Raw genomic sequence first — 22,521 nt, forward strand, 5'->3', positions numbered from 1 at the left:
AGGATGGTGCGGCTGTCGATCTTGCTCGTCACCTGGAAGCTGATGCGCGTCGGCAGATTGGCCTTGATGACGCCGGTGATGACGTCGACCGACGGACGCTGCGTCGCCATGATCAGATGGATTCCGGCGGCACGCGCCTTCTGCGCCAGCCGCTGGACGAGGAACTCGACCTCCTTGCCGGCGGTCATCATCAAATCGGCGAGCTCGTCGATGATCACGACAATCTGCGGCAGCACCTCATATTCGAGCTGCTCGGTCTCGTAGAGGGGTTGGCCGGTATCGGCGTCGTAGCCGGTCTGCACGCGGCGTCCGAGCTTGGCGCCCTTGGCCTTGGCCTCGCGCACCTTGGCGTTGAAGCTCGGCAGCGCGCGGACACCGAGGTTCGCCATCATCCTGTAGCGCTCCTCCATCTGCTCGACCGTCCATTTGAGCGCGCGGATCGCCTTGCCCGGCTCGGTCACCACCGGAGAGAGCAGGTGCGGGATGTCGTCGTACATACTCAGCTCGAGCATCTTTGGGTCGATCATGATCAGTTTGCACTGGTCCGGACCGTAACGGTAGAGCAGCGACAGGATCATGCAGTTGAGGCCGACCGACTTGCCCGAGCCGGTCGTTCCCGCGACCAGCAGGTGGGGCATCGGCGCGAGATCCGCGATCACCGGGTCGCCCGCGATATTCTTGCCGAGGATCAGCGGCAGCGACATGTTCTGGTCGTCGAACGCCTGGCTGCCGATCAGCTCGGACAGCGTCACCGCCTCGCGCTTGGGGTTGGGCAGCTCGATGCCGATCACGCTACGGCCGGGGATCGTCGCAACGCGTGCCGAAAGCGCCGACATGTTGCGGGCGATGTCGTCGGCCAGCGCGATCACGCGGCTGGCCTTGATCCCGCTCGCCGGCTCGAGCTCATACATGGTGACCACCGGGCCGGGGCGCACTTCGACGATGTCGCCGCGGACGTTGAAATCCTCGAGCACGGTTTCGAGCAGGCGGGCGTTGCGTTCGAGCCCGGCGCGGTCGATCTGGTGGCGGGTCTCCCTCGGCGGCGGCGCGAGCAGGTCGACGGTCGGCAGCTGGTAACTGTCGCCGAACGCGAGTGTTGGCTGGGCCGAGGGTTTTCGGCCCGCGCCCCGCGCCGCGGGTGCAACTCCCCTTGCCGGCTCGGCAACGGCGACCGTCGGCTTCGAGCGGGGCGGAGCGGCGGGAAACACCTGCTCATCGGCGATTTCGGTCTTGCGCGGCGCGGCGCGGCCTCGACGTGGGGTGCGACGGAAAAGACCGCTGATCCATTCGCGCTCGCCTTCGCTGAGGCCGAGAGCGAAATATCCCATCCCGAGGCCGGCAAGTGCAAACAGCAGCAGGGTGGCAAAGCGCGCGGGCGCTTCGATCTGGGGCTTGGGAATGAGGGCGAGGCCGGCATCGACGCCGTGCGCCGCGGCGAGCCCGATGGCGCCGCCCCACCCGGCGGGCAGGCCGGACACGGAGGATCCGCTGGTGAGGCCGAGCGCGATTCCGAGCAGAAGGGCGCCGGTGGCCGCGAGAAACAGGCCGCGGCCGATGCGGCCGGCCGGCTCGAGCCGGATCAATCTCAGCCCCGCGATCGCGATCACCGGGAGGAGCAGCACAGCGCCGAGGCCGAACAGCAGGAGCAAGGCGTCGCTGAGATAGGCACCAAAGGCGCCCAGCCAGTTGGTCGGCGGACCGCCGGCGGCGGTGCTCAGCGACGGGTCATTGGGGTTGTGCGTGGCCAGCGCCACGGCGCCGGCGAGGCTGAGGGCGACGAGCACGACGCCCCAGCCGCGCACGGCGAAGCGGCGCACCGCTTCGCGCAGTGCGTCCCGCCAGTCAGGCGCCAGGTCGCGCTTGGGTGCGCGTGTCGCCACGGTTGCCATGTCCCACCCCCTAAACCGCGCGTAGAATCCCTCACGCGGAGTCCGCGGTCAAGCGACGACGTGGCGTCCTTGCGACGAACGGCGTAGGGGCGCCGCCATGGACCGGGCGGATGTGATCATCTTCGGCGGCGGGCTGGTCGGGCTCGCGCTCGCGTCCGCGCTGGATTCGAGCGGCCTTTCGGCGATCCTGGTCGATCCGGCCGATCCGGCGCCGCGCGCCGGCGCAGGCTTCGACGGGCGCACCAGCGCCGTCTCATCGAGCTCGATGCGCATGCTCGAGACGATCGGGGTTGCCGATCACCTGGCCGAAGCCGGCTGTCCGATCTGGCGCATCGCGGTCGCCGACGGTCTGAAGCCCGGCGGGCTGCACTTCGACCCCGACGACGGCGAGCCGCTCGGCTTCATGCACGAGAACCGCAACCTCCGCGCCGCGCTCCAGGCCCGCGCCGAGGCCGGCAAGAATTTGTGGCTGGTGTGGAAGTCCCGCGTCGCCAATGTCGAGCGCGGCGACCATGGCGTTGTCGTTGCGCTCGAAGACGGCCGCAAGCTCTCGGCCCCGCTGCTCGTCGCCGCCGACGGCCGCAACTCGAAGACAAGAGAGGCCGCCGGCATCAACATCGCGCGCTGGAAGTACGATCATCAGGCGATCGTCTCGGTGCTCCGCCACGAACGGCCGCACGACAATGTCGCCTACGAGATCTTCTATCCGACGGGTCCTTTCGCGCTGTTGCCGATGAACGAGGACGCAGGTGGACACCGATCGGCGATCGTCTGGTCGGTGCCGGAGGAAGATGCGGCAGGCTGGCTGTCGCTCAATGACGAGGATTTCTCCGCCGAGGCTCAGGCGGCGATGGGCGGCTTCCTCGGCGCGATCGAGATGCTCGCCCCGCACTCGTCCTTCCGGCTTGGCTTCCACCATGCCGCTCAGATCACCGCGCAACGGCTCGCCCTGGTCGGCGACGCCGCGCACGCGATCCATCCGATCGCCGGACAGGGCCTCAACCTCGGTTTCCGCGATGTCGCAGCTTTGGCCGAAGTATTGGTCGAGGGCGCGCGACGGGGGCTCGACCTCGGCGACCGGCAATTGCTCGACCGCTACCAGCGCTGGCGCTCGCTCGACGCTTTGTCGGTCGCCTTCGCCACCGACAGCCTGACACGGATTTATGGCGTTCCCGGCGCCACCGCGTCCGCGATCCGTCGCTTCGGCATGGGGCTGGTTGGCCGCATCTCCCCGCTGCGCAACCGCCTGATGAGTGAGGCGCGCGGCACCAGCGGCGAGCTGCCGCTGCTGCTCAGGGGACTGCCGATCTAACTACTGAAGCGTCGGTTCGATTTCGGCGCCGCCGGAGACGGCCGCACGGTGGAACTGCATCAGCTGGACCAGCAGATCGGCGCGGCCATCGAGCGTCGCCTGTTCGAGCAGCGCCTGCTTGGCCCCGACATCGAACGGCGCCACCTGCGCGATCGCATTGACCAGCATTTCGTCGTCGAGCTTTGCGACCGCAGACCAATCGACGGCCAGCCCCAACGCATCCCCGAGGCGGCGCGCCTCGCGCTCCACCTCGGCCCGCTCGATCAGCGCCAGCGGTGGCGGCTCCTCGTCGTTGAACGCCTCGATATCGACCTCGGCGCAGCGGTAGGCGGCATCGGCCTCGGTCTCGCGCACCAGCCGGAAGCGATTCGAGCCGAGGAGCACGATGTTGAAGCGGCCGTCCTCCAGCTCTTCCACGCCGACGAGCTCGCCCACGCAGCCGACCGCGTAGAGGGGCGCCTGGTTGTCGTCGTCGAGACGGTGCGGCTGGATCATCGCGATCCGCCCAACGCCGTCGATCGCGTCGCGGACCATCTCGCGATAGCGCGGCTCGAAAATGTGCAACGGCAGCTGCGAGCGCGGGAACAGGATCGCGCCGGGAAGCGGGAAGAGCGGCACCCGCAGCGTCCGGCTCACGTGAACAGCACGGCCGACAGGCGGCGGCGCTGCGCCCCCGACCACGGATCTTCGAGGCCCTGCGCTTCGAGGAGCTGGAGAAAGCGGTGGCGCGCGGCGCCATCGTTCCATTCGCGGTCGCGGCCGATGATCTCGAGCAATGCGTCCGCTGCGGCGTCGCGATCGCCGGCGGCCATCTTCGCCGATGCATATTCCAGACGGGCCTCATGGTCGTCCGGGCTGGCGGCAAGCCGCGCTTCAAGCGCCGAAGTATCGGCCGCCGGCGCGGAGGCGACTTCGAGCGCGGCCCGCGCGCGGCTGATCTCCGGCTTGCTTGCCAATTCTTCGGGAACGCCGTCGAGGATTTGACGCGCTTCGGCCGTTTCCCCGGCCGCGACCAGCGCCCGGGCCAGCCCGCCGATCACTTCCGCATTGTCCGGCGCCATCTCGCGTACCTGAGCGAAGATGTTCGCGGCCCGTGCTGCGTCGCCTTCGGCGAGCACCTGCTCGCCCATGACGATCAGCGGCTCGATCTCAGCTTTAGGAGTTGCGCCCTCGGGCTCAATCTTCAGCTGCTCGAGTAGCTGGTCGAGAACCTTCTTGATCTGCCCTTCGCTGCGATAGTTGGTGAGGTCGGCAACCGGCTGGCCGCGATGGATCGCATAGACCGTCGGGATCGATTTGATCTGGAACTGCGCCGCGAGCAATTTCTCCTGCTCGACGTCGATCTTGGCGAGCTTCACGCCCTTGTCGGCGTAATCGGAAGCGACCTTGTCGAGCACGGGCGAGAGCTGCTTGCACGGCCCGCACCACTCGGCCCAGAAATCGAGAATGACGAGCGCCGTCATCGACGGCTGGATGACGTCGCGTTCGAAGCGCTCGATCGATTCGCGCTCGGCTTCGGTCAGGCCCACAGTCGCCACTGGTATTCATGCTCCTGCTGGTGGGCCCGCTCATATGGCGCGCCGCGGCGTGGGCCACAAGATAACAGCCGCTTAACCGTACGCGGGTAAGGCGGATGGATGATTTCGCGCGATCGCCAGGCGATGCAGTGGTGGGCGACGGTCGCGGCGGCAACGCTGGCGGGCCTGGCGCTGCGCATTGCCGCCGCACGAGGCGGTCTGTGGACCGATGAAGCCTGGTCGGTGATCTACGCCGCGCGGGCCCGCGACGCAGTAGGCGTGTTCCTGCGCATCAACCACGACAACAACCACCACCTCTATTCGCTATGGCTCCAGGCGATCGGCATGGGCGCGCCACCTTTGCTCGCGCGGCTTCCGGCGATCGTCGCGGGCACCTTGTGCGTGCCGCTCGCGGCATTGGTGGTGGCTCGCCGCTCGGCGGTGGCTGGAATCGTCGCCGCGATCTTGTTCGCGGTGTCGCCGACGATGGTCAACTTCGGCTCCGAAGCGCGCGGCTACTCGCTGATGTTGCTCGCCGCCCTCGGGCTGCTGTGGCTCGCCGCCGAAGCGGTCGAAGGGCACGAGAGGCCGTGGACGCCGTGGTGGCTCGCGCTCGTTGCGGCGCTAGGCATGCTTTCGCACATGACGATGGCGGCGCCCGTCGTCCTCGTTGCGCTATGGGTCTACCTCGAGCGGCGGGCGCGCTTCGGACCGGCCATGGCGATGCGCGACGCGGCTCGGCTAATGGCGCCCTCACTCATCACCACCGCCGGGGTCGCGCTATTCGTGTTTGCCGCTGCGGCGGCCAGCCCGACGGGAATGCAGCTTGGCGGCTATCGGCCATTTGCCTGGCGCGACTTCATCGCCGCGCTCAACGATCTGGCAGGCTGGACCGTGGGCCTCGATCTACTGCGCAATTGGGTCGCGCCCCTGATACTCGGCGTCGTCGCATTGTGGATCGTAGTGCGGCCGCCGCAATGGCTTGGGGGCCGTGCTCGGCTTTACGCGATCCTCATCCTCGGCGTGCCCGTTGCCGCCGCCCTGGTTCAGTCGGGAAACAGCGGCTTCGCCCGTTATTACCTGTCGAGCGCGATCGGCCTGCTGCTGCTCGCTTCCGAATGGGCCGCTCGCGCCCTCGGCGGTCGCGGCCGCATCCGTGCCAGCGGCGCAATGTTGCTTGCGGTGCTGACCTTGACCGCATTGTGGCGCGATCGGGAGTTGATCGCGCTTCAGCGCGGCGCTCCGGACGGCGCGCTCGCTCTGATGCAACGCCGCTCGCCGAACGGCGCGCAGGTCGCGCTCCAACCCAAGCGACTTGAGGGCATGCTTGCCGTCGCGGCGAGCCAAACCGGCTATGCGATTCACATCGCCAAAGGCTGCGCGCGGGCCGACTATGTGTTCGCGGCGCAGTCACGCTCGGCGCCGGCGGCGGCGGCCATCGAACATTGCGGAATCCCGATGCGAGCAATCGGGTCGGCGGTCAGTCCATCGCTGAGCGGCGAAGCTTGGGTGCTGTACGGTGCGGAGAGCTTGCAAACGACGGGGGTGCCTGTTAGCGGGCCCGCTCCAGCGGCGAGCTATCGCCGAACATCCGGCCGAGCGGGCGTAGCTCAGGGGTAGAGCACAACCTTGCCAAGGTTGGGGTCGAGGGTTCGAATCCCTTCGCCCGCTCCAGTTTCCAACATTGCTTCGGACGGCCATGAGTGCGTGGTGGACACAACCACCCTCGCCGCTTTGTGCCTGCTGTTCGCGCTGGGCGCGGCGCTCTATTCGAGCGTCGGTCACGGCGGCGCGTCGGCTTACATCGCGGCGATGGCTTTGTTCTCGGTCGCGCCCGAGGTGATGAAGCCGACCGCGTTGGCTCTCAACTTGCTAGTGGCTGGGTTCGGCACGTGGCGCTACGCGCGGCGCGGCCTCACCAACTGGAGACTGGTGGCCGCCTTCGCACTGACCGCGACCCCGGCGGCGTTCATCGGCGGCGGCATCCATTTGCCGGCGATCACCTATAAGCCGCTGGTCGGGCTCTTGCTCTGGGCCGCGGCGGCGCGGCTGCTGTGGCAGCCCAAGGCCCTCGCCGAGCGGCCGGTCGCGGCGCCCCCGCCGTGGGTCAGCTTGCCCGCCGGGGCGGTGCTCGGCCTGCTCGCCGGCCTGACCGGGACCGGCGGCGGCATCTTCCTCAGCCCCTTGATCATCCTCAACGCATGGGAGGAGCCGCGCCACACGTCGGGCGTGGTCGCCGCATTCATTTTCCTGAATTCGGTCGCAGGACTTGCCGGCAATGCGGCTTCCGTCGGGCATTTGCCGCGCGAACTGCCATTTTTCCTGGTGGCGGTCGCCGCCGGCGCGCTTCTCGGCACCTGGCTCGGAGTCGAGCGGTTGCCGCGGCCATGGCTGCTGCGGACGTTGGGCGCGGTGCTCGTGGTCGCCGGCGCGAAGCTGCTGTTCACCTAGCCCAGCTGCCGGACTTGCCGCCGGTCTTCGCCGTTATCTGGATTTCGCCGATGATCATCGATCGGTCGATGGCCTTGAGCATATCGAACAAAGTCAGGCAAGCGACCGAGACTGCCGTCAGCGCCTCCATCTCGACGCCGGTTTCCGCTCTTGTCCGCACCTCCGCTTCGACACGGAAGCCCGGCAAAGCATCGTCGGTCTCGATCCGCACGTCGAGGTGGGTCAGCGACAAAGGATGGCACAGGGGAATGAGCTCGGCGGTGCGCTTCGCGGCCATGATTCCGGCGAGTTCGGCGGTCTGGATCACCGCCCCCTTCGGCGCGGTGCCGGCGAGCGCTTTTTCCACCGTCGCCGGCTCGCACCTCACCTGCCCGCGCGCGATCGCGGTTCGCAGTGTCGTCTCTTTGCCGGAAACATCGACCATGCGCGCGCGGCCAGCCTCGTCGATGTGGCTGAGATTGCTCATGAGGGAACGAGCTCACGCAATCGCGGAACCAGCCCGGCCAGCGAGCAGGGCCGGTAGCGGCTGTCGAGCTCGTCGCGCAGCACCAGGTCCCAGCCATCGCGGCAGGCGCCGGTCGAACCCGGCAGGCAGAAGATGAACGTGTCGCCGATCTGGCCGCCGAACGCGCGCGACTGGAGCGTCGAAAGCCCCACCGTGCCGCGGCTTGCCTGATGGAACAGCACGGCGAAGCCCTCCATTTCGCGGCGGCATAGCGGCCGGATCGCCTCCGGCGTCACATCGCGCGGCGCAAAGCCAGTGCCGCCAGTCGAGATGATCACGTCAACCTGGCCGGCCCAGGCCCTGACCTGCGCGCGGATCGCCTCGACATCATCGGGGACGATTGCCTTGCCCGCCAGCATGTGGCCCGCCGCCGTCAGGCGCTCGGCGAGCAACGCACCCGATTTGTCGCTCGCCTCGGTCCGCGTGTCCGACACGGTGAGTACCGCGATGTTGAGCGGGTAAAAGGGCAGGCTGTCGTCGATGCCAGCCATGTTAGCCCCAGCGGCCGCGGTCAGCGAAATCGGCTTCGGTCGGCTCGACCCAGCGCGCGCCCGACTCGCCGACCTCTCGTTTCCAGAACACTGCCTCGGTCTTCAGCCGATCCATCAAATAGTCCGCCGCGTCGAACGCCGCTCGCCGGTGGAGCGAGGCCGCGCCGGCGAAGACGATCGGCTCGCCAGCGGGAATTGTCCCGCAGCGATGGACGACTCGCACATGGCTGACGTCGAAGCGCTCGCCGCAGGCGACGGCGATCTCCTCGAGCGATTGAAGGGTGAGCGTTGCATGATGGTCGAGCACGACCGCGTCGACCGCATCGCCGCTCTTCGACTCGGGCCGCGCAAGTCCGATGAACGTGACGATCGCGCCGTCGCCCCGCGCGGCCTCGGTCAGCTCGGCCAGCTCGAGCTGCGGGTCGAGCGCTTGCGCTTCGAGAAGCGCGACGACGCTCATCCGCCCGACACCGGCGGGAGAAATTCGACCTGCTCGGTCCTCGTGACCGCGTGATCGTCGCCGACCAGGACGCTAGCGACGCGTGCGCGCGACCGGCCGAGCGTCTCGGCTGAAGCCGGGTACAGAGTTGCAAGTCGCCTGCGCAGCTCGCCGACCGAGCATGGGTCCGGCGCATCCACCTCGACCTCGCGGCCGAGGCCGTTCGCAAGCCGGCCATGGAGCAGGATTCTCAAGCCGAGGCTCCTTCGTCGCCGGACCGCTGTCGCGGCGCGGCGCGGCGAGGTCAACTGCCTTGGTGAAGTCGCGCGAAAGGTCTAGTTGCCGCGCGTCAGGAGACTCATCATGGCTGAACAGGCTGAGCTCACGCGCCCCGAGACTTCCGCAAAGAAGCTCCAAACCGTCAATCCGGCGACCGGCGAGCCAGGCAAGTTCTACGACCCGCATTCGATCGACGACGCGAAGGCGGCGGCGAAGGCCGCGCGGGCAGCCTTCCTCGAGTGGCGGCGGTTGAGCTTCGAGCAGCGCTCCGCGGTGCTGCATAAGGCGGCCGATATCCTCCGCGCGCGCGAAACCGAGCTTGCTCGCCTGATGACCGAGGAGATGGGAAAGACGCTCGACGATGGTCGGGCCGAGACGGAAAAATGCGCGTTCCAGTGCAACTGGTTTGCCGATCACGCCGCCGAATATCTCGCCGACCAACCCGTCGACATCGGCGGCGCCGAGGCGTTCGTCACCTTCAATCCGATCGGAATCGTCCTCGCGGTCATGCCGTGGAACTTCCCGCTCTGGCAGGTCTTTCGCGCCGCAGCGCCCGCGCTGATGGCGGGCAACGGCATGCTCCTCAAGCACGCCAGCAACGTACCCGGCTCGGCCCTTGCGATCGAGGAGGTGCTTCACCAGGCAGGCGTGCCGAAAGACCTGTTCCGGACCCTGCTGCTGCCAAGCAGCGAGGTCGAAGCGCTGATCAAGGACGACAATATCGCCGCGGTGACTCTGACCGGCAGCGTGCCGGCCGGGCGCAGCGTCGCGACGGCGGCGGCATCGGTCCTCAAGAAGTGCGTGCTCGAGCTCGGCGGATCGGACGCCTACGTCGTGCTCGAAGATGCCGACATCGAAGCGGCGGCCAAGGTCGCCGCAACGGCGCGGATGGTCAACGGCGGGCAGAGCTGCATTGCTGGCAAGCGCTTCATCGTCGTCCGCTCGATCGTCGAACCGTTCGAGCGCGCGATGGTCGAGGCGATGCGCAGCTACGAAATGGGCGATCCAACGCGTGAGGGCACAAAACTCGGTCCGATGCAGAGCATGAAAGCGCGCGACGAGATCCACCGCCAGGTCGAAGACAGCATCGCCAAGGGCGCCCGCTTACTGCTCGGCGGATCGGTTCCGGAGCGGACGGGCGCCTGGTATCCCGCGACGGTCCTGACCAATGTGCTTCCCGGCCAACCGGCGCACGACGAGGAAGTTTTCGGGCCGGTTGCGGCGATCATCGCGGCCGATGATGAAGCCGACGCGATCCGGATCGCGAACGACAGCCCGTTCGGGCTGGGCTCGGGCGTGCTGACGTCGGACCTCGACCGGGGCCGGCGAATCGCGTCGCAAGAGCTCGAGGCCGGGTTGAGCTTCGTCAACGAGAATGTCCGGTCCGATCCGCGCACCCCCTTCGGCGGGGTCAAGCATTCGGGCTTCGGACGCGAATGCTCGGCCTACGGGATCCGCGAGTTCGTCAACATCAAGACTGTCCACGTGAAGCCGTTGGAGCACGCCAACGGAAGCCAGGTCGAATAGCGGCGTCAGTCCTCGAACAATGAAGTGCCGACGCGGACCACGGTCGCGCCGAGCATCACCGCGGCCTTGAAATCATTGGACATTCCCATGCTGAGGCCGGTGACGTCATGACGCCGCGCGAGCTCCGCCAGAAGCGCGAAGAAGGGTGAGGGTTCGAGTCCGAGCGGCGGGATCGCCATCAGGCCCGCGAGCGGCAGAGGCGAACCGCGAACCGCGTCGACCAGCACGCCGACGTCGCCGATCGGGCATCCGCCCTTCTGCTCCTCTTCGCCGATGTTGACCTGGACATAGACCGCGAGCCACCGTTCGGCCTCGTCCGCTTGCTTCACCAGCGCCTCGAGCAGCGATGGCCGGTCGAGTGAATGGAGGGCGTCGAACAAGCGAACCGCCTCGGGCGCCTTGTTGGACTGCAGGCGGCCGATGCCATGCAGCCGCAGGTCCGCATATCGCTCCAGCAGCGGCGGCCATTTTTCGATCGCCTCCTGCACCCGGCTTTCGCCGAAGTCGCGCTGGCCGGCAGCGATCAACGGCTCGATCTCCTCGACGGTGCGGCCCTTGGTGACCGCGATCAGCTGGACATCGGCGGGGTCGCGTCCGGCGAGCGACGCCGCCTTGGCGATCTCGTCGCGGATATGCCCGAGCCGGTCGGCGGCGCTGCTCATATTCGGCCGGTCTTCGCTGTCTCTACGCGTTGCCGGCGATTGCGCGGCGACGGCAATGCCGCTCAGGCTAGAACCTGAACGCGGTGCCGACGTAAACCGCCTGGCTGTCGCGGCGTTGGTCTTGCAGCGCCGACAGGCGATCGCGCTCGATATTGTAGCGGACGCCGCCGGTCAGCGCGATGCGGCGCGACAGCGAGAAGGACGCGCCGGCGTCAAGTGAGACATTGTCGCCACGGCGCAGCGCGGGCAACGGGTTGCCGGATGCGCGGTCGGCGCCGACCGCGACACGCGTGCTCAGGCGGTCGCTGAGCGAATAGCTGACCCCGAGGACGGCGCGTTCGCGGCCGCCAATCGCCGGATCGGCGCTCTTCGCCTGGGCGACGTCACCGGCAAGGGCGAAGCGGCGCCAGCCGACGGCCACGCCGAGATTATAACCGGTCGGCGTAAGCTGGTTGACAGCCACCGGCGTAGCCGACGCTTCGGCCAGCCGCGTCGGCGCGAGTGTCCGCGCGCGAATCGCAACCCGGACTTGCGATGGCCGGCCCTTGGCCGGTGCCGGCGTGAATTTGAGATCGGTTAGCGCGAACCCCTTGCCGGCAAGCGCGGCCGCAAGCTTGGGGTCGGCATTGGCCGGGGTGAAGGAGGAGACCGGGTCGAAGCTCAGCGACACCGCAGGGGCGCGCTTCTTGGCGGGCATGCTCGTCGCAATTGCAGGAGTCAGCACAAGACCGGCTGCGGCGGCTGCCGCAACCAGCTTGGATCCTCTGCGCTGCGCGACTCTGAGCACCAAAAGAACTCCCTGTCGAAAGTTGATATAGCCACAGTTGGATGAAGGTTCCATGAGCGGAATCGATTCCGCCGGCCCCTGTTGCTGACTCAACACAATGACCTGGGGACGATCCGTGTTCCGGCACCTGCTTGCGGGCGGGGCTTGACCTTCTATAACGCGGCAAAGCCGTTTCCCCGATGCCCCCGAGGACCCCAGATGAATCGCCTGCATACGACCGCCGCCGCCGTCATGGTCTTGGCTCTTGCCACGCCCGGCTGCTCACGCAACCGTACCCTGCCGACCCAGCTTGCGCCGTCGCAAGTCACGACGCTTGCGATCAATTCCTATTTGTGGCGCGCGGCGATCGATACGGTTTCGTTCGCGCCGCTGCTGCAGGCGAACGCGAGCAGCGGGGTGATCATCACCGACTGGTACCGCAACCCCAAGGTGCCGACCGAACGCGTCAAGCTGACGGTGGCCGTGCTCGACCCCGACCTGCGCGCCGACGCGCTTCGGGTCTCGGCCGCGAAGCAGGTCTATCAAAATGGCGCGTGGAACGATGCACCGGTGAGCGCGGCGACCGTCCAGAAGCTCGAGGACATTATCCTGACCCGGGCCCGCGACCTCCGCCGATCGACAATACCGGGCGAGGGCGCAAGGCGCGTGCGCGGACGACGTAGCCGGTAAGCTTCAGCATGGGCAGCCGGTTCAACGCGGCTGAGGCCGACCGCCAGTGGCAGGCGCGGTGGGACGAGGCGCAATGCTTCCGCGCCGACAGCAACAGCAACAAGCCCAAGACGTATGTGCTGGAGATGTTCCCCTATCCGTCGGGGCGGATCCACATGGGACACGTGCGCAACTACACGATGGGCGATGTGCTTGCCCGCTTCCGGCGGATGCAGGGCATGGAAGTGCTCCACCCGATGGGCTGGGACGCGTTCGGCATGCCGGCCGAGAATGCGGCGATCGAGCGCAAGGTCCATCCCGGGGCATGGACGTGGGCGAACATCGCGGCGATGCGCGAGCAATTGAAGAGTATCGGCTTCGCGCTCGACTGGTCGAGAGAGCTCGCGACCTGCGATCCCGCTTACTACGGCCATGAGCAGGCGCTTTTCCTCGACCTGTTCGATGCGGCGCTCGTCTACCGCAAGGAGAGCGAGGTCAATTGGGACCCGGTCGACATGACCGTGCTCGCCAATGAGCAGGTGATCGACGGGCGCGGCTGGCGCTCCGGCGCGCTGGTCGAGCGGCGCAAGCTCTCGCAATGGTTCGTCAAGATCACCGATTTTGCCGACGATTTGCTCGAGGGCCTGCAAACGCTCGACCAGTGGCCGGACAAGGTCCGGCTGATGCAGGAAAATTGGATCGGCAAGAGCCGCGGCCTGCGGTTCGACTTCCGCCTTGCCGCCCCGGTCGGCGGCATCGACTCGGTCGCGGTGTACACGACGCGGCCGGACACGATTTTCGGCGCCAGCTTTGTTGCGGTCGCGGCCGACCATCCGATCGCCCAGGCCGTCGCCGCGTCGAGTCCGGAAGCGGCGAGGTTCGTCGCCGAATGCAAGGCCGGCGGGACCAGCGCCGCGGAAGTGGAGACCGCCGAAAAAAAGGGGTTCAAGACCACCATCGAGGTGGTCCATCCGCTCGACGCCGAATGGCGCCTGCCGGTCTTCATCGCGAACTTCGTGCTGATGGACTATGGGACTGGCGCGATTTTCGGTGTGCCTGGTCACGACCAGCGCGATTTCGGATTTGCGAGGCAATATCATCTGCCCATCGCGCGCGTTGTTGCCAGCAGTACCGACCTGGCGTCGGAGCCGATCGGGGACGAAGCCGAAAATGCGCCGGGAATCGCGGTCAACTCGCGTTTCCTCGACGGTCTGACGACGGAGCAGGCCCAGGCCGAGGTCATCCGCCGCGCCGAAGCCGCCGGCTGGGGCCAGGGGACCGTCCAGTACAGGCTGCGCGATTGGGGCGTGTCGCGCCAGCGTTACTGGGGAACGCCGATCCCGATCATCCACTGCGCGCAGTGCGGCGCGGTGCCGGTCCCGCGCGAGCAGCTGCCGGTCGTGCTCCCCGACGATATCGAGTTCGACGAGCCCGGCAATCCGCTCGACCGTCATCCGACGTGGAAGCAAATCGCCTGTCCGGCGTGCGGCGGGCCGGCGACCCGCGAAACCGACACCCTCGATACCTTCGTCGATTCAAGCTGGTACTTCATCCGCTTCGCCAGCCAGCCGACCGATCGGCCGTTCGACCGCGCCGAGGCCGAAAAGTGGCTGCCGGTCGCGCAATATATCGGCGGGGTCGAGCATGCGATCCTTCACCTGCTCTATGCCCGGTTCTGGACCCGCGCGCTGCAGCGGCTGGGCCGAATCGCGATTGCCGAGCCATTCAAGGGACTGTTCACCCAAGGCATGGTCACGCACGGGACCTATCGCGCCGGCGACGGCAGCTGGCTCAGCCCCGATGAAGTCCGCAAGGACGGCGACGACTGGGTCCATATAGAAAGCGGTCATCCGGTGACGCCTGGCCGAGTCGAGAAGATGTCCAAGTCGCGGCGCAACACGGTCGACCCCGAGCCGATCCTCGCCAAATATGGCGCCGACGCGGTGCGCTGGTTCATGCTCTCGGACAGCCCGCCCGAGCGCGACCTCGAATGGTCCGAGGCCGGGATCGAGGGCGCTTCGCGTTTCGTCCAGCGCGTGTGGCGGCTTGCGACGAGCACCAAGCCCGCGGACGGCGAGGATCCGGAATTGAAGCGCAAGCTCCATCGCACCATCGCCGCGGTCGGCGAGGCGATCGACAGCCTGCAGTTCAACAAGGCGGTCGCCCAGATCTACGAGTTGACCAGCGCGATCGAAAAAGCCGGTCCGTCGGGCACCCGGCATGACGCCGTCCGCACCTTGATCCTGCTCGCCGCGCCGGCGGCGCCGCACTTGGCCGAGGAGTGCTGGTCGGTGCTCGGCGAGAGCGGCATGATTGCCGGGGCCCCGTGGCCGAGCTTTGATCCTGCACTGCTGGTTGACGACCAGGTGACGCTCGCGGTGCAGGTCAACGGCAAGCTGCGCGATACGCTGAGCGCTCCGCGCGGGCTCGACCGCGCCGCCGCCGAGGCGCTCGCGCTGGCCTCGGACAAGGTGCAGCGTCAGCTTGCCGGGGCATTGCCGCGCAAAGTCATTGTCGTTCCCGACCGGCTGGTGAATATCGTCGCCTGATGCGCGCCCTCGTCCTCCTTGCCCTCGTGCCGCTCAGCGCGTGCGGCCTGCATCCGCTCTACGGCGGGGGATCGGCCAGCTCCGTCGCATCGACCCTGCGCTCAATCGCGGTCGGACCGATTCCCGGCCAGTCAGGCTGGCTTGTCCGCAACAAGCTGGTCGACCGGCTCGGGGAAGCGGGCAGCGGCACGGCGATCTACCGCCTTGACGTCACGCTCGACGACAACATCACCGCGTTCGGCCTCAGCAGCAATCAAGCCGCAACTCAGGAGCGGCGGACGTTGCGCGCGCGCTACCAGCTGGTCGAGGTCAAGACCGGCATGGTTGTCCTCGACGCAACCGCCGGGTCGGACAGCGGCATCGATATCGTCGGCTCCGAATATGCGACCGTGGCTGCGGAGCAGACCGCGCTGGAAAATCTCGCTGAAATCGTCGCCGACCAGATCACCGCGCGCGTCGGGCTCTACGCGTCGCGGACCGCCCAGCCGAAGTGAAGGCGACCAAGGCCAACGTCGGCCGCGCGGTCGACCAACCTGCCGACCAGGTGCGATTCTATCTTTTCCACGGTCCCGACGAAGCCCAGTCGCGGGCGCTCGCGGCGCGCCTGCTCGAGACGCTAGGTGCGGACAAGGTCCAGCTTAGCGCCGGAGCGATCAAGACGGATCCCGCCGCCCTCGCCGACGAAGCCAGCGCCATGAGCCTGTTTGGCGGTAAGAGGCTGATCTGGATCGAGCCGGCCGGTGATGACATCGCGGAAGGCGTCGCGGCGCTGTTGGAAGCGTCGGCGGGCGAAAGCTCGGTGGTCGCGATCGGCGGCGCGCTGCGCAAGACCTCGGCGCTGCTCAAGCTTACGGAAGCGTCGCCGCAAGCGCTCGCCTTCGCCGCTTATCCGCCCGAGGGGCAGGATGCCGAGCGGATGGTGATCGACCTTGGCCGCCGCTTCGGTCTTAAGATTAGCTCTCCGGTCGCTGCTCGGCTCGCCGAGAGCGCCGGCAACGACCAGGCCATCGTTGCGCAGGAGCTGGCAAAGCTCGCGCTCTACATCGACGCTTCGCCCGAGGCGCCCAGGGAACTCGATCACGACGCGGTCGACGCGGTCGGCGCCGACACCGCTGAGGGCGATTTCCAACGTCTTGCCGACCTCGCGCTCGCCGGCGAGGTCGCCGAGCTCGCCGGCGAACTGGCTCGGCTCCCGGCCGGCGGCGGCGAGGCCATCCCGGTGGTTCGGTCGCTCCAGCGCCGGCTGCTGATGCTCGCCCCCCTGAGGGCCCGTGTGGAGCGAGGCGAGCGGATCGACGGCGTCATGACGTCAATGGGCAAGGCATTGTTCTTCAAGGATAAAGTCAAGGTCCAGCGCATGCTCTCGAAGTGGACCGCCGAGGGTCTCGCGACTGTTGCAGAGCGTGCCGGCAAGCTCGAGCGGGCGCTAATGTTCACGCGGGTGCCGGATCAGGAAGCGCTCGGCGAGGAGCTGCTGGCGATCGCCCGCAAGGCGCGGTCGGCGAGCTAGATCGGCTCGCCGGAGAGCCGCTGGCAGATCATGTCGAGCTGGTCGAGGCTCGAATAATGAAGGGTGACCGCGCCGCCATGGCCCTTGTGAACGACCTGGACCTTGAGCCCGAGAAGGTCTCCCAATTGCCGTTCGAGCACTTCGAGGTCGGTGTCGACCGCCTTGGCGGCGTTGCGCGCGCTGGCGCGGCCGATGTCCGCGCCGGGGCCGGGACGCACCTTCTCCCGCCGGGCGCGGCTCTCCGCCTGGCGCACCGACAGCCCCTTGGCGACGATCTCGCGGGTTAATTCCTCTGGATCCGGCGCGGTGGCCACTGCCCGCGCGTGTCCCATGCTGATATCGCCTTTCAACAGCGATTGCCGGACAAACTCCGGTAAATCGAGCAGCCTCAACAGATTGGCGACATGGCTGCGGGACTTGTGCACGATCCGCCCGACCTCGTCCTGGGTATGGCCGTGGCGGTGGATCAGCTGCTTGTACCCTTCCGCTTCCTCGAGCGGATTGAGGTCCTCGCGCTGGGTATTCTCGATCAGCGCAAGTTCGGACGTGGTCGAATCGTCGATTTCGCGGACGATCGCGGGGATCGCATGAAGCCGCGCCCGCTGCGCCGCCCGCCAGCGCCGCTCGCCGGCGATGATCATATAATCCTCGCCGTCGGGCCGGAGCAGGATCGGCTGGAGCACGCCGCGTTGCCGGATCGACTCGGCGAGCTCGTCGAGCGCCTCCTCGCCGAACTGGATCCGCGGCTGACCCGGATTGGGCCGGATGCGCGCGATCTCGATCTCGCGCACGCCGCCCCTCGAAGCAGGCGAGCCTTCGCTCGCGCCAGGCGCAGGTGTCTGGCGCCCCGCTTCCCCGAGCAACGCCTCAAGGCCCATGCCGAGGCCTTTCGCCGGCCGCTCGCCGCTCATGCCGCGGCCGCGAGCTGCGGCAGACGTCCGATCAACTCGCGCGCAAGCCGGATATAGGCCTCCGACCCCGGGCATTTCAGATCATAGATCAGTGCCGGCAAGCCATGGCTCGGCGCCTCCGACAGCCGGACATTCCGCGGCACGACCGTATCGAACACCGTCGCGCCGAGGCATGCGCGGACGTCCTCGGAGACCGCCTGAGACAGGTTGTTGCGGCGATCGAACATGGTCAGCGCGACGCCGAGGATCGACAGATCGGGATTGAACGCCACGCGGATCCGCTCGACCGTCTGGAGCAGCTGGCTGAGGCCCTCCAGCGCAAAGAACTCGCATTGCAGCGGCACCAGCAAGTGGCGCGCAGCAACCAGGGCGTTGACGGTGAGCAGCCCCAGCGAGGGCGGACAGTCGATCAGCGCGATGTCCCAGCGGCCGACGGGTGCGCCGGCGAGCGCCTTTTCCAGCCGGTGGGCCCGGTCGGCGAGCGCGACGAGCTCAATCTCGGCCCCCGACAGGTCCTGCGTCGCCGGCAGCAGCTCGAGCCGCGGCACGCGCGTGGCGACCGCGACGTCCGTCGGCGAAGCGCTGCCGATCAATACGTCGTAACTGGTCCGCAATCGTTGCGCCTGCGAAACGCCGAGCCCGGTCGAGGCATTGCCCTGCGGATCGAGGTCGACGAGCAGGACGCGCCAGCCGATCGCCGCCAGCGCGGTTGCGAGATTGATGCAGGTCGTGGTCTTGCCGACCCCGCCCTTCTGATTGGCCACCGCAATGCGGATCATCATCTCGCCCTCACCCCTGTGCCGACCACGATCAGCGATTCGGCGTCGGTCACGCTGCGTTCCACGTGGAACGTACCTTGCCACGCTTGTTGCGCCGCGGCCAGTTCCCGCTCGGCGCTTCTACCCTTCGGCAGCAGCCATAATGATTTTCTTGTGGACAGATGTGCGGATATCTCAAGCAATTGCGGCAGGGCCATGACCGCGCGGGCGGTGATTACGTCGTACTTTCCATGAGCGCGCTGCACCTTGGCGCCGATGATCGTGACAGAAAGCCGTAACGATTCGGCGGCCTTGTGGAGAAACTCCGCGCGGAGGCGCCGCGGCTCGACCAACGTGACCGGTCCGTCCACGACGCAGGCGACGACGATTCCAGGCAGCCCCGCGCCCGAACCGATGTCGACCCATGAGGCTCCTTTATGCGGCTCGAACCGGACGAGCTGCGCCGAATCGAGCAAATGCCGCTCCCACAGTTGCTCCAGCGTCGAAGCGGAAACGAGATTCTGCTGCTTGCTCTCCTCGCGAAGAAGAGCGGCATAAGCTTCCAGCTTGTCGTATGTTTCACGTGGAACATCTCGCCCCGCGACTTGGGCGAGCCGTTCGATCACGCCGCCGCGCGGCGCGCCGCCGCCACATAAAGCGCCGACAGGGCTGCCGGTGTCACCCCCGGCACCCGCGAGGCCTGATCGAGCGTCTCCGGCTGGGCGGCCGCAAGGCGCTCCACCATCTCATTGGAAAGCCCTGGGATCGCCGAGAAATCCAGCTCGGCTGGAATCCACACGCGCGAGTCGTGCCGCACGACTTCCCACTCCCGTTGCTGCCGCGCGACGTAGGGCGCGTAGAGCGCGTCGGCCTGTCCCTCTGCCGTTTCCGCCCAGGCCGCGGTCGAGCGAATCGCCAGCTGGGCTCCGATCTGCCGCCGACGCCGGGCCGAAACGCAGCCAGCCGCCAGCGCAGCCTGGCCGAGCCGGGAAATCGCATTGTCGGCGCGCAGCGACAAACGGTACTCGGCGCGCGCGGTCATCATTCGGTACGGCTCGCTCACGCCCTGCAGCGTCAGATCGTCGATCATCACGCCGATATATGAGGTGCGGCGGTCGAACCGGACGTCGTCGAGCCCACGCGCCGACGCCGCGGCGTTGAGGCCTGCCGCAAGCCCCTGCGCCGCCGCTTCCTCATAGCCGGTCGTGCCGTTGATCTGTCCCGCGAGGAACAGCCCCGGCACGTCGCGCACCTCTAGCGTTTGGTTGAGCCGCCGCGGATCGACGAACTCATATTCGACCGCATAGCCAGGGCGAACGATCTCCGCGCGCCCGAGGCCCGGGATTGAGCGGACGAAAGACTCCTGCACGTCGGCCGGAAGCGAGGTCGAAATGCCGTTGGGATAAACGAGAGGATCGTCGAGCCCCTCCGGCTCGAGGAAGATCTGGTGCGCGCCGCGGTCGGCGAAGCGCTTCACCTTGTCCTCGATCGAGGGGCAATAGCGCGGTCCCCTGCCCTCGATCGCGCCGTCGAACAAAGGCGACCGGTCGAAGTTGGCGCGGATGATGTCATGCGTCCGCTCACCGGTGCGGGTGATCGCGCAGCGCAGCTGCGGCACGCGCGCCCCGTCGTCGAACGCCGACATCGTCCATTCCTCCGAGTCGCTCGGTTGATCTTCGAGCCGCGCCCAGTCGATCGTCCGCCCGTCGAGCCGAGGTGGGGTCCCGGTCTTGAGCCGTCCTTGACCCATCCCGAGCTCGCGCACCTGGCTCGCCAAGGCGAGGGACGCACGTTCGCCCCGCCGACCGCCCTCAACCACCTGCTCTCCGATGAACATGCGCGCGTCGAGAAAGGTGCCGGTGGCGATCACCACGGAACGGCAAGGCAAGGTGCCTGCGCTGGTTTCGAGACCAACGACCCGCCCGTGCTGGATGGTCAAGCTCAGGGCTTCGGCGACGATCAGCTCCACCCCGCTCTCGTCCAGCAGCGCTGAGATCGCGGCGCGATAGAGCTTCCGGTCGGCCTGAACCCGCGGACCCCACACGGCGGGGCCCTTGCTCCGGTTGAGCATCCGGCGATGGATCGCCGCGCGGTCCGCCGCCCGGGCCATGAGTCCGTCGAAAACGTCGAGCTCGCGGACCAAATGGCCCTTGCCCACACCGCCGATCGATGGATTGCACGACATCTGGCCGACATCCTCGGCCCGAAAGGTCAGCAGGCCCACGCGCGCGCCGCGCCGCGCCGCGGCAGCCGCGGCCTCGCACCCGGCATGGCCGGCGCCGATGACCAACACATCGTACATGCGCGGGCCCTTAGCGGAACGACGTTCCACGTGAAACTATTTGCCGAGGCAGAAGCGGGCGAACAGAGCGTCGAGCACATCCTCGATGCCCGCCCGGCCGGTGAGCCGATCGAACGCCGTCCGCGCGAGGCGCAATTGCTCGGCGATCAAGACGAGATCGTGCTCGGCCGACGCCGCGTTCATCGCCTCGGCGGCCTCGCCAACATGATGGGCCTGGCGGCGATTGAGCGCGATCGCATCCTCAGCGGGCAGCAAGGATCGGGCACGGCGCCCGATCTCGTCGAGCAGTGCAGTCCGCCCCTCTCCCGTCACAGATGAAACGGGGATCGAACCATGCGGTGCCGCGGACCGATCCGGCAGATCGGCCTTCGCATGCACGAGGATGAGGCGTCGGTGATCCGGTGCGTCCTCGGGCTCGCCGAGCCACACCAGCACGTCCGCGGCATCGACCAGCCGCCCTGAGCGCTCGACGCCGATGGCCTCCACCCGGTCCTCCGTCTCCCGCAAACCCGCGGTATCCGTGAGCAGGATCGGCACGCCCGCCAGCGACATCGGCACCTCGATATGATCGCGAGTGGTGCCCGGCACGTCCGTCACGATCGCCCGATCTTCTTCCGCTAGAAGATTGATAAGGCTGGACTTTCCCGTATTCGCCGGTCCAGCGACAACAACCCGGACGCCGTCCTTCAGCGGTTCGATGCGCGGCCCAGCCAGCCATTGCCGAAGCTCTGCGGCAAAAGCGGCGCAATCGCGCAGCAAGGATGGATCGACCGCCTCGTCTTCCTCATCATAGTCGATCGCCCGCTCGGCCCGCGCCGAATATGCCAGGACCTGCTCCTGCCAGGCGGCGATCTGCTTCCTCAGCCCGCCCTCCGCCAACGCCATCGCTGCCTTGCGCTGCGATTCGGTTTCAGCCTCGATCAGGTCGGCGAGGCCTTCCGCTTCCGTCAGGTCGATGCGGCCGTTTTCGAACGCGCGGCGGGTGAACTCCCCCGGTTCTGCCTGGCGCAGGCCGGCGACGCTGCCGAGCGCCGCGAGCAGGGCATCGACCACCGCCCTGCCGCCATGACATTGGAATTCCACGACATCTTCACCCGTCGCGCTTGCGGGCGAGTCGAAGCGAAGCATCAGGGCCCCGTCGAGCAACTCGCCCGAAGCCGGATGGCGCAGCTGGCGCACTGCCGCTGTCCGGGGGCGAGGCAATTGACCTGCTAGCCGGGCCGCGGATGAATGCGCGAGCGGCCCGCTGACGCGGATCACCGAGATCGCCGCCGGCGGACGGCCGCTCGACAAAGCGAAAATGGTGTCGCGCTCGCTCACAAGGGCCAAGTCCTACGCCAACAACGGCGCGACGTCGTGCCACCCCTCCCAGATCATTTTCAGGGCGACGTAGAGGATCATCAGCAGGCCAGCCCAGGCGAGCAGCGGGAAGCGGTGGACCAGGCGCGCGACGAAGCTCGCGGCGACGCCCATAAAGGTGACTGAGAGCACCAGTCCGACGAACAGCACCGCCGGGTGTTCGCGCGCCGCTGCGGCCACCGCGAGCACATTGTCGAGGCTCATCGATAGATCGGCGACGGTGACCTGTACTGCTGCCCGGAGAAAGGTCTTGGTCGCGGGCGGGCCCTCGACCCCCGGCGTGTCGGGGTCGTCGGCGGTCACCAGCGCCTTGGGCTTGAGCTCGCGGAACATGTTGTACGCGACCCACAACAGCAGCAGGCCGCCGGCGAGCAGCAGCCCGGTGATCTTGAGGAGTTGCGTCGCGATCAGCGCAAAGGCGATCAGGAAGACCACCGCGAGGGCGACGCCGAGCATGATCACCTTGCGCCGCTCGCGCGCCGGCAGCCCCGAGGTCAGGGTGCCCATGATCACGACATTGTCGCCGGCCATGGTCAGGTCGATGAGGATCACCTGGACGAGCACGGCCAGCCCGACGGGAGTCAAGATCTCGGCGAAGTTGAACATTCCGTCGGGCATGGCCGGC

At 67.6% G+C, this 22,521-nt stretch carries 23 protein-coding genes and 1 tRNA gene; 9 read left to right on the forward strand and 15 right to left on the reverse strand.

The genetic code is table 11. The features are described from left to right. Positions 1–1,889, reverse strand: a 1,889-nt coding sequence (locus tag ACJ8FR_RS07325; RefSeq protein ID WP_407827974.1) for a DNA translocase FtsK 4TM domain-containing protein, incomplete at its 3' end; no start/stop codon positions are given. A gap of 97 nt (positions 1,890–1,986) precedes the next feature. Between ACJ8FR_RS07325 and ACJ8FR_RS07330 the strand changes: the two genes are divergently transcribed. Then, positions 1,987–3,201, forward strand: a complete 1,215-nt coding sequence (locus ACJ8FR_RS07330) for a UbiH/UbiF/VisC/COQ6 family ubiquinone biosynthesis hydroxylase (protein WP_407827975.1) — start codon at positions 1,987–1,989, stop codon at positions 3,199–3,201. Here ACJ8FR_RS07330 and ACJ8FR_RS07335 read toward each other — a convergent pair whose 3' ends face one another. Together ACJ8FR_RS07335 and ACJ8FR_RS07340 are read right to left on the reverse strand one after the other, a co-directional pair. Then, complete coding sequence (locus ACJ8FR_RS07335; protein ID WP_407827976.1) at positions 3,202–3,837, reverse strand: LON peptidase substrate-binding domain-containing protein; 636 nt, start codon at positions 3,835–3,837, stop codon at positions 3,202–3,204. Continuing rightward, positions 3,834–4,739 carry a tetratricopeptide repeat protein gene (locus ACJ8FR_RS07340; protein ID WP_407827977.1) on the reverse strand — a complete coding sequence of 302 codons (906 nt, stop codon included), beginning with the start codon at positions 4,737–4,739 and terminating at the stop codon, positions 3,834–3,836. Before ACJ8FR_RS07340 ends, ACJ8FR_RS07335 begins: the two co-directional genes overlap by 4 nt. A gap of 99 nt (positions 4,740–4,838) precedes the next feature. On the opposite strand from ACJ8FR_RS07340, the gene ACJ8FR_RS07345 reads away from it, so the two are divergent. The 3 genes from ACJ8FR_RS07345 to ACJ8FR_RS07355 all read left to right on the forward strand — a co-directional run bounded on the left by ACJ8FR_RS07345 (position 4,839) and on the right by ACJ8FR_RS07355 (position 7,169). After that, positions 4,839–6,338, forward strand: coding sequence for a hypothetical protein (locus tag ACJ8FR_RS07345; RefSeq protein WP_407827978.1), 1,500 nt, complete (start codon positions 4,839–4,841; stop codon positions 6,336–6,338). Then, positions 6,318–6,392: transfer RNA gene (locus ACJ8FR_RS07350), tRNA-Gly, on the forward strand. Before ACJ8FR_RS07345 ends, ACJ8FR_RS07350 begins: the two co-directional genes overlap by 21 nt. Positions 6,393–6,428: 36 nt before the next feature. Next, positions 6,429–7,169, forward strand: coding sequence for a sulfite exporter TauE/SafE family protein (locus ACJ8FR_RS07355; RefSeq protein WP_407827979.1), 741 nt, complete (start codon positions 6,429–6,431; stop codon positions 7,167–7,169). Here ACJ8FR_RS07355 and moaC read toward each other — a convergent pair. The 4 genes from moaC to ACJ8FR_RS07375 are packed head-to-tail and all read right to left on the reverse strand — an operon-like array spanning position 7,162 to position 8,858. Then, a complete protein-coding gene (gene moaC / locus ACJ8FR_RS07360; protein WP_407827980.1) occupies positions 7,162–7,635 on the reverse strand; it encodes a cyclic pyranopterin monophosphate synthase MoaC in 474 nt (157 codons plus the stop codon). The genes ACJ8FR_RS07355 and moaC overlap by 8 nt on opposite strands. After that, the gene (locus tag ACJ8FR_RS07365) at positions 7,632–8,165 is read right to left on the reverse strand and encodes a molybdenum cofactor synthesis domain-containing protein (protein ID WP_407827981.1); all 534 of its coding nucleotides are present in this window, start codon (positions 8,163–8,165) and stop codon (positions 7,632–7,634) included. Before ACJ8FR_RS07365 ends, moaC begins: the two co-directional genes overlap by 4 nt. A gap of 1 nt (position 8,166) precedes the next feature. Continuing rightward, on the reverse strand, positions 8,167–8,625 hold the full coding sequence (locus ACJ8FR_RS07370) for a molybdenum cofactor biosynthesis protein MoaE (protein WP_407827982.1): 459 nt from the start codon (positions 8,623–8,625) through the stop codon (positions 8,167–8,169). Beyond that, positions 8,622–8,858 carry a MoaD/ThiS family protein gene (locus tag ACJ8FR_RS07375; RefSeq protein ID WP_407827983.1) on the reverse strand — a complete coding sequence of 79 codons (237 nt, stop codon included), beginning with the start codon at positions 8,856–8,858 and terminating at the stop codon, positions 8,622–8,624. Before ACJ8FR_RS07375 ends, ACJ8FR_RS07370 begins: the two co-directional genes overlap by 4 nt. A gap of 109 nt (positions 8,859–8,967) precedes the next feature. Here ACJ8FR_RS07375 and ACJ8FR_RS07380 point away from each other — a divergent pair, with 109 nt between their 5' ends. Further along, positions 8,968–10,410 (forward strand): NAD-dependent succinate-semialdehyde dehydrogenase, encoded by a 1,443-nt coding sequence (locus ACJ8FR_RS07380; RefSeq protein WP_407827984.1) that lies wholly within the window; start codon positions 8,968–8,970, stop codon positions 10,408–10,410. A gap of 5 nt (positions 10,411–10,415) precedes the next feature. On the opposite strand, the gene ACJ8FR_RS07385 is transcribed toward ACJ8FR_RS07380, so the two are convergent. Together ACJ8FR_RS07385 and ACJ8FR_RS07390 are read right to left on the reverse strand one after the other, a co-directional pair. Beyond that, the gene (locus ACJ8FR_RS07385; RefSeq protein ID WP_407827985.1) at positions 10,416–11,072 is read right to left on the reverse strand and encodes a YggS family pyridoxal phosphate-dependent enzyme; all 657 of its coding nucleotides are present in this window, start codon (positions 11,070–11,072) and stop codon (positions 10,416–10,418) included. 67 nt (positions 11,073–11,139) lie between these two features. After that, the gene (locus tag ACJ8FR_RS07390) at positions 11,140–11,859 is read right to left on the reverse strand and encodes a hypothetical protein (protein WP_407827986.1); all 720 of its coding nucleotides are present in this window, start codon (positions 11,857–11,859) and stop codon (positions 11,140–11,142) included. Between the two features lie 198 nt (positions 11,860–12,057). On the opposite strand from ACJ8FR_RS07390, the gene ACJ8FR_RS07395 reads away from it, so the two are divergent. The 4 genes from ACJ8FR_RS07395 to holA are packed head-to-tail and all read left to right on the forward strand — an operon-like array spanning position 12,058 to position 16,566. After that, the gene (locus ACJ8FR_RS07395; RefSeq protein ID WP_407827987.1) at positions 12,058–12,528 is read left to right on the forward strand and encodes a DUF3576 domain-containing protein; all 471 of its coding nucleotides are present in this window, start codon (positions 12,058–12,060) and stop codon (positions 12,526–12,528) included. A gap of 8 nt (positions 12,529–12,536) precedes the next feature. Beyond that, positions 12,537–15,056 carry a leucine--tRNA ligase gene (gene leuS / locus ACJ8FR_RS07400; RefSeq protein ID WP_407827988.1) on the forward strand — a complete coding sequence of 840 codons (2,520 nt, stop codon included), beginning with the start codon at positions 12,537–12,539 and terminating at the stop codon, positions 15,054–15,056. Further along, a complete protein-coding gene (lptE, locus tag ACJ8FR_RS07405) occupies positions 15,056–15,550 on the forward strand; it encodes an LPS assembly lipoprotein LptE (RefSeq protein ID WP_407827989.1) in 495 nt (164 codons plus the stop codon). The genes leuS and lptE overlap by 1 nt, the downstream gene beginning before the upstream one ends. Further along, complete coding sequence (gene holA, locus ACJ8FR_RS07410) at positions 15,547–16,566, forward strand: DNA polymerase III subunit delta (protein WP_407827990.1); 1,020 nt, start codon at positions 15,547–15,549, stop codon at positions 16,564–16,566. Before lptE ends, holA begins: the two co-directional genes overlap by 4 nt. Here the strand turns inward: holA and ACJ8FR_RS07415 are convergent. From ACJ8FR_RS07415 to ACJ8FR_RS07440, 6 genes are read right to left on the reverse strand one after another with little or no spacing between them, the layout of a single operon-like run. After that, on the reverse strand, positions 16,563–17,477 hold the full coding sequence (locus tag ACJ8FR_RS07415) for a ParB/RepB/Spo0J family partition protein (RefSeq protein WP_407827991.1): 915 nt from the start codon (positions 17,475–17,477) through the stop codon (positions 16,563–16,565). The genes holA and ACJ8FR_RS07415 overlap by 4 nt on opposite strands. Then, entirely contained in the window at positions 17,474–18,256 is a 783-nt protein-coding gene (locus ACJ8FR_RS07420; protein ID WP_407827992.1) for a ParA family protein, read from the reverse strand. Before ACJ8FR_RS07420 ends, ACJ8FR_RS07415 begins: the two co-directional genes overlap by 4 nt. Next, positions 18,256–18,861 (reverse strand): 16S rRNA (guanine(527)-N(7))-methyltransferase RsmG, encoded by a 606-nt coding sequence (gene rsmG / locus ACJ8FR_RS07425; RefSeq protein ID WP_407827993.1) that lies wholly within the window; start codon positions 18,859–18,861, stop codon positions 18,256–18,258. The genes ACJ8FR_RS07420 and rsmG overlap by 1 nt, the downstream gene beginning before the upstream one ends. Continuing rightward, entirely contained in the window at positions 18,858–20,537 is a 1,680-nt protein-coding gene (mnmG, locus tag ACJ8FR_RS07430) for a tRNA uridine-5-carboxymethylaminomethyl(34) synthesis enzyme MnmG (protein ID WP_407827994.1), read from the reverse strand. The genes rsmG and mnmG overlap by 4 nt, the downstream gene beginning before the upstream one ends. 36 nt (positions 20,538–20,573) lie before the next feature. Then, complete coding sequence (gene mnmE, locus ACJ8FR_RS07435; protein ID WP_407827995.1) at positions 20,574–21,857, reverse strand: tRNA uridine-5-carboxymethylaminomethyl(34) synthesis GTPase MnmE; 1,284 nt, start codon at positions 21,855–21,857, stop codon at positions 20,574–20,576. Positions 21,858–21,869: 12 nt separating this feature from the next. Further along, positions 21,870–22,514: a YjbE family putative metal transport protein gene (locus tag ACJ8FR_RS07440; RefSeq protein WP_407827996.1), complete on the reverse strand. Its 645-nt coding sequence runs from the start codon at positions 22,512–22,514 to the stop codon at positions 21,870–21,872. Positions 22,515–22,521: the final 7 nt, after the last annotated feature.

The organism is Sphingomonas sp., from assembly GCF_045810705.1.
In the GTDB taxonomy this organism is placed as follows: domain Bacteria; phylum Pseudomonadota; class Alphaproteobacteria; order Sphingomonadales; family Sphingomonadaceae; genus Sphingomicrobium.

What these genes read in the sequence shown, in the direction of transcription:
- ACJ8FR_RS07330 (WP_407827975.1), top strand. Translation starts at nt 1,987, where the DNA reads ATGGACCGGGCGGATGTGATCATCTTCGGCGGCGGGCTGGTCGGGCTC.
- ACJ8FR_RS07345 (WP_407827978.1), top strand. Translation starts at nt 4,839, where the DNA reads ATGATTTCGCGCGATCGCCAGGCGATGCAGTGGTGGGCGACGGTCGCG.
- moaC (WP_407827980.1), bottom strand. Translation starts at nt 7,635, where the DNA reads ATGAGCAATCTCAGCCACATCGACGAGGCTGGCCGCGCGCGCATGGTC.
- ACJ8FR_RS07365 (WP_407827981.1), bottom strand. Translation starts at nt 8,165, where the DNA reads ATGGCTGGCATCGACGACAGCCTGCCCTTTTACCCGCTCAACATCGCG.
- ACJ8FR_RS07370 (WP_407827982.1), bottom strand. Translation starts at nt 8,625, where the DNA reads ATGAGCGTCGTCGCGCTTCTCGAAGCGCAAGCGCTCGACCCGCAGCTC.
- ACJ8FR_RS07380 (WP_407827984.1), top strand. Translation starts at nt 8,968, where the DNA reads ATGGCTGAACAGGCTGAGCTCACGCGCCCCGAGACTTCCGCAAAGAAG.
- ACJ8FR_RS07385 (WP_407827985.1), bottom strand. Translation starts at nt 11,072, where the DNA reads ATGAGCAGCGCCGCCGACCGGCTCGGGCATATCCGCGACGAGATCGCC.
- ACJ8FR_RS07395 (WP_407827987.1), top strand. Translation starts at nt 12,058, where the DNA reads ATGAATCGCCTGCATACGACCGCCGCCGCCGTCATGGTCTTGGCTCTT.
- leuS (WP_407827988.1), top strand. Translation starts at nt 12,537, where the DNA reads ATGGGCAGCCGGTTCAACGCGGCTGAGGCCGACCGCCAGTGGCAGGCG.
- lptE (WP_407827989.1), top strand. Translation starts at nt 15,056, where the DNA reads ATGCGCGCCCTCGTCCTCCTTGCCCTCGTGCCGCTCAGCGCGTGCGGC.
- ACJ8FR_RS07415 (WP_407827991.1), bottom strand. Translation starts at nt 17,477, where the DNA reads ATGAGCGGCGAGCGGCCGGCGAAAGGCCTCGGCATGGGCCTTGAGGCG.
- ACJ8FR_RS07420 (WP_407827992.1), bottom strand. Translation starts at nt 18,256, where the DNA reads ATGATCCGCATTGCGGTGGCCAATCAGAAGGGCGGGGTCGGCAAGACC.
- mnmG (WP_407827994.1), bottom strand. Translation starts at nt 20,537, where the DNA reads ATGTACGATGTGTTGGTCATCGGCGCCGGCCATGCCGGGTGCGAGGCC.
- ACJ8FR_RS07440 (WP_407827996.1), bottom strand. Translation starts at nt 22,514, where the DNA reads ATGCCCGACGGAATGTTCAACTTCGCCGAGATCTTGACTCCCGTCGGG.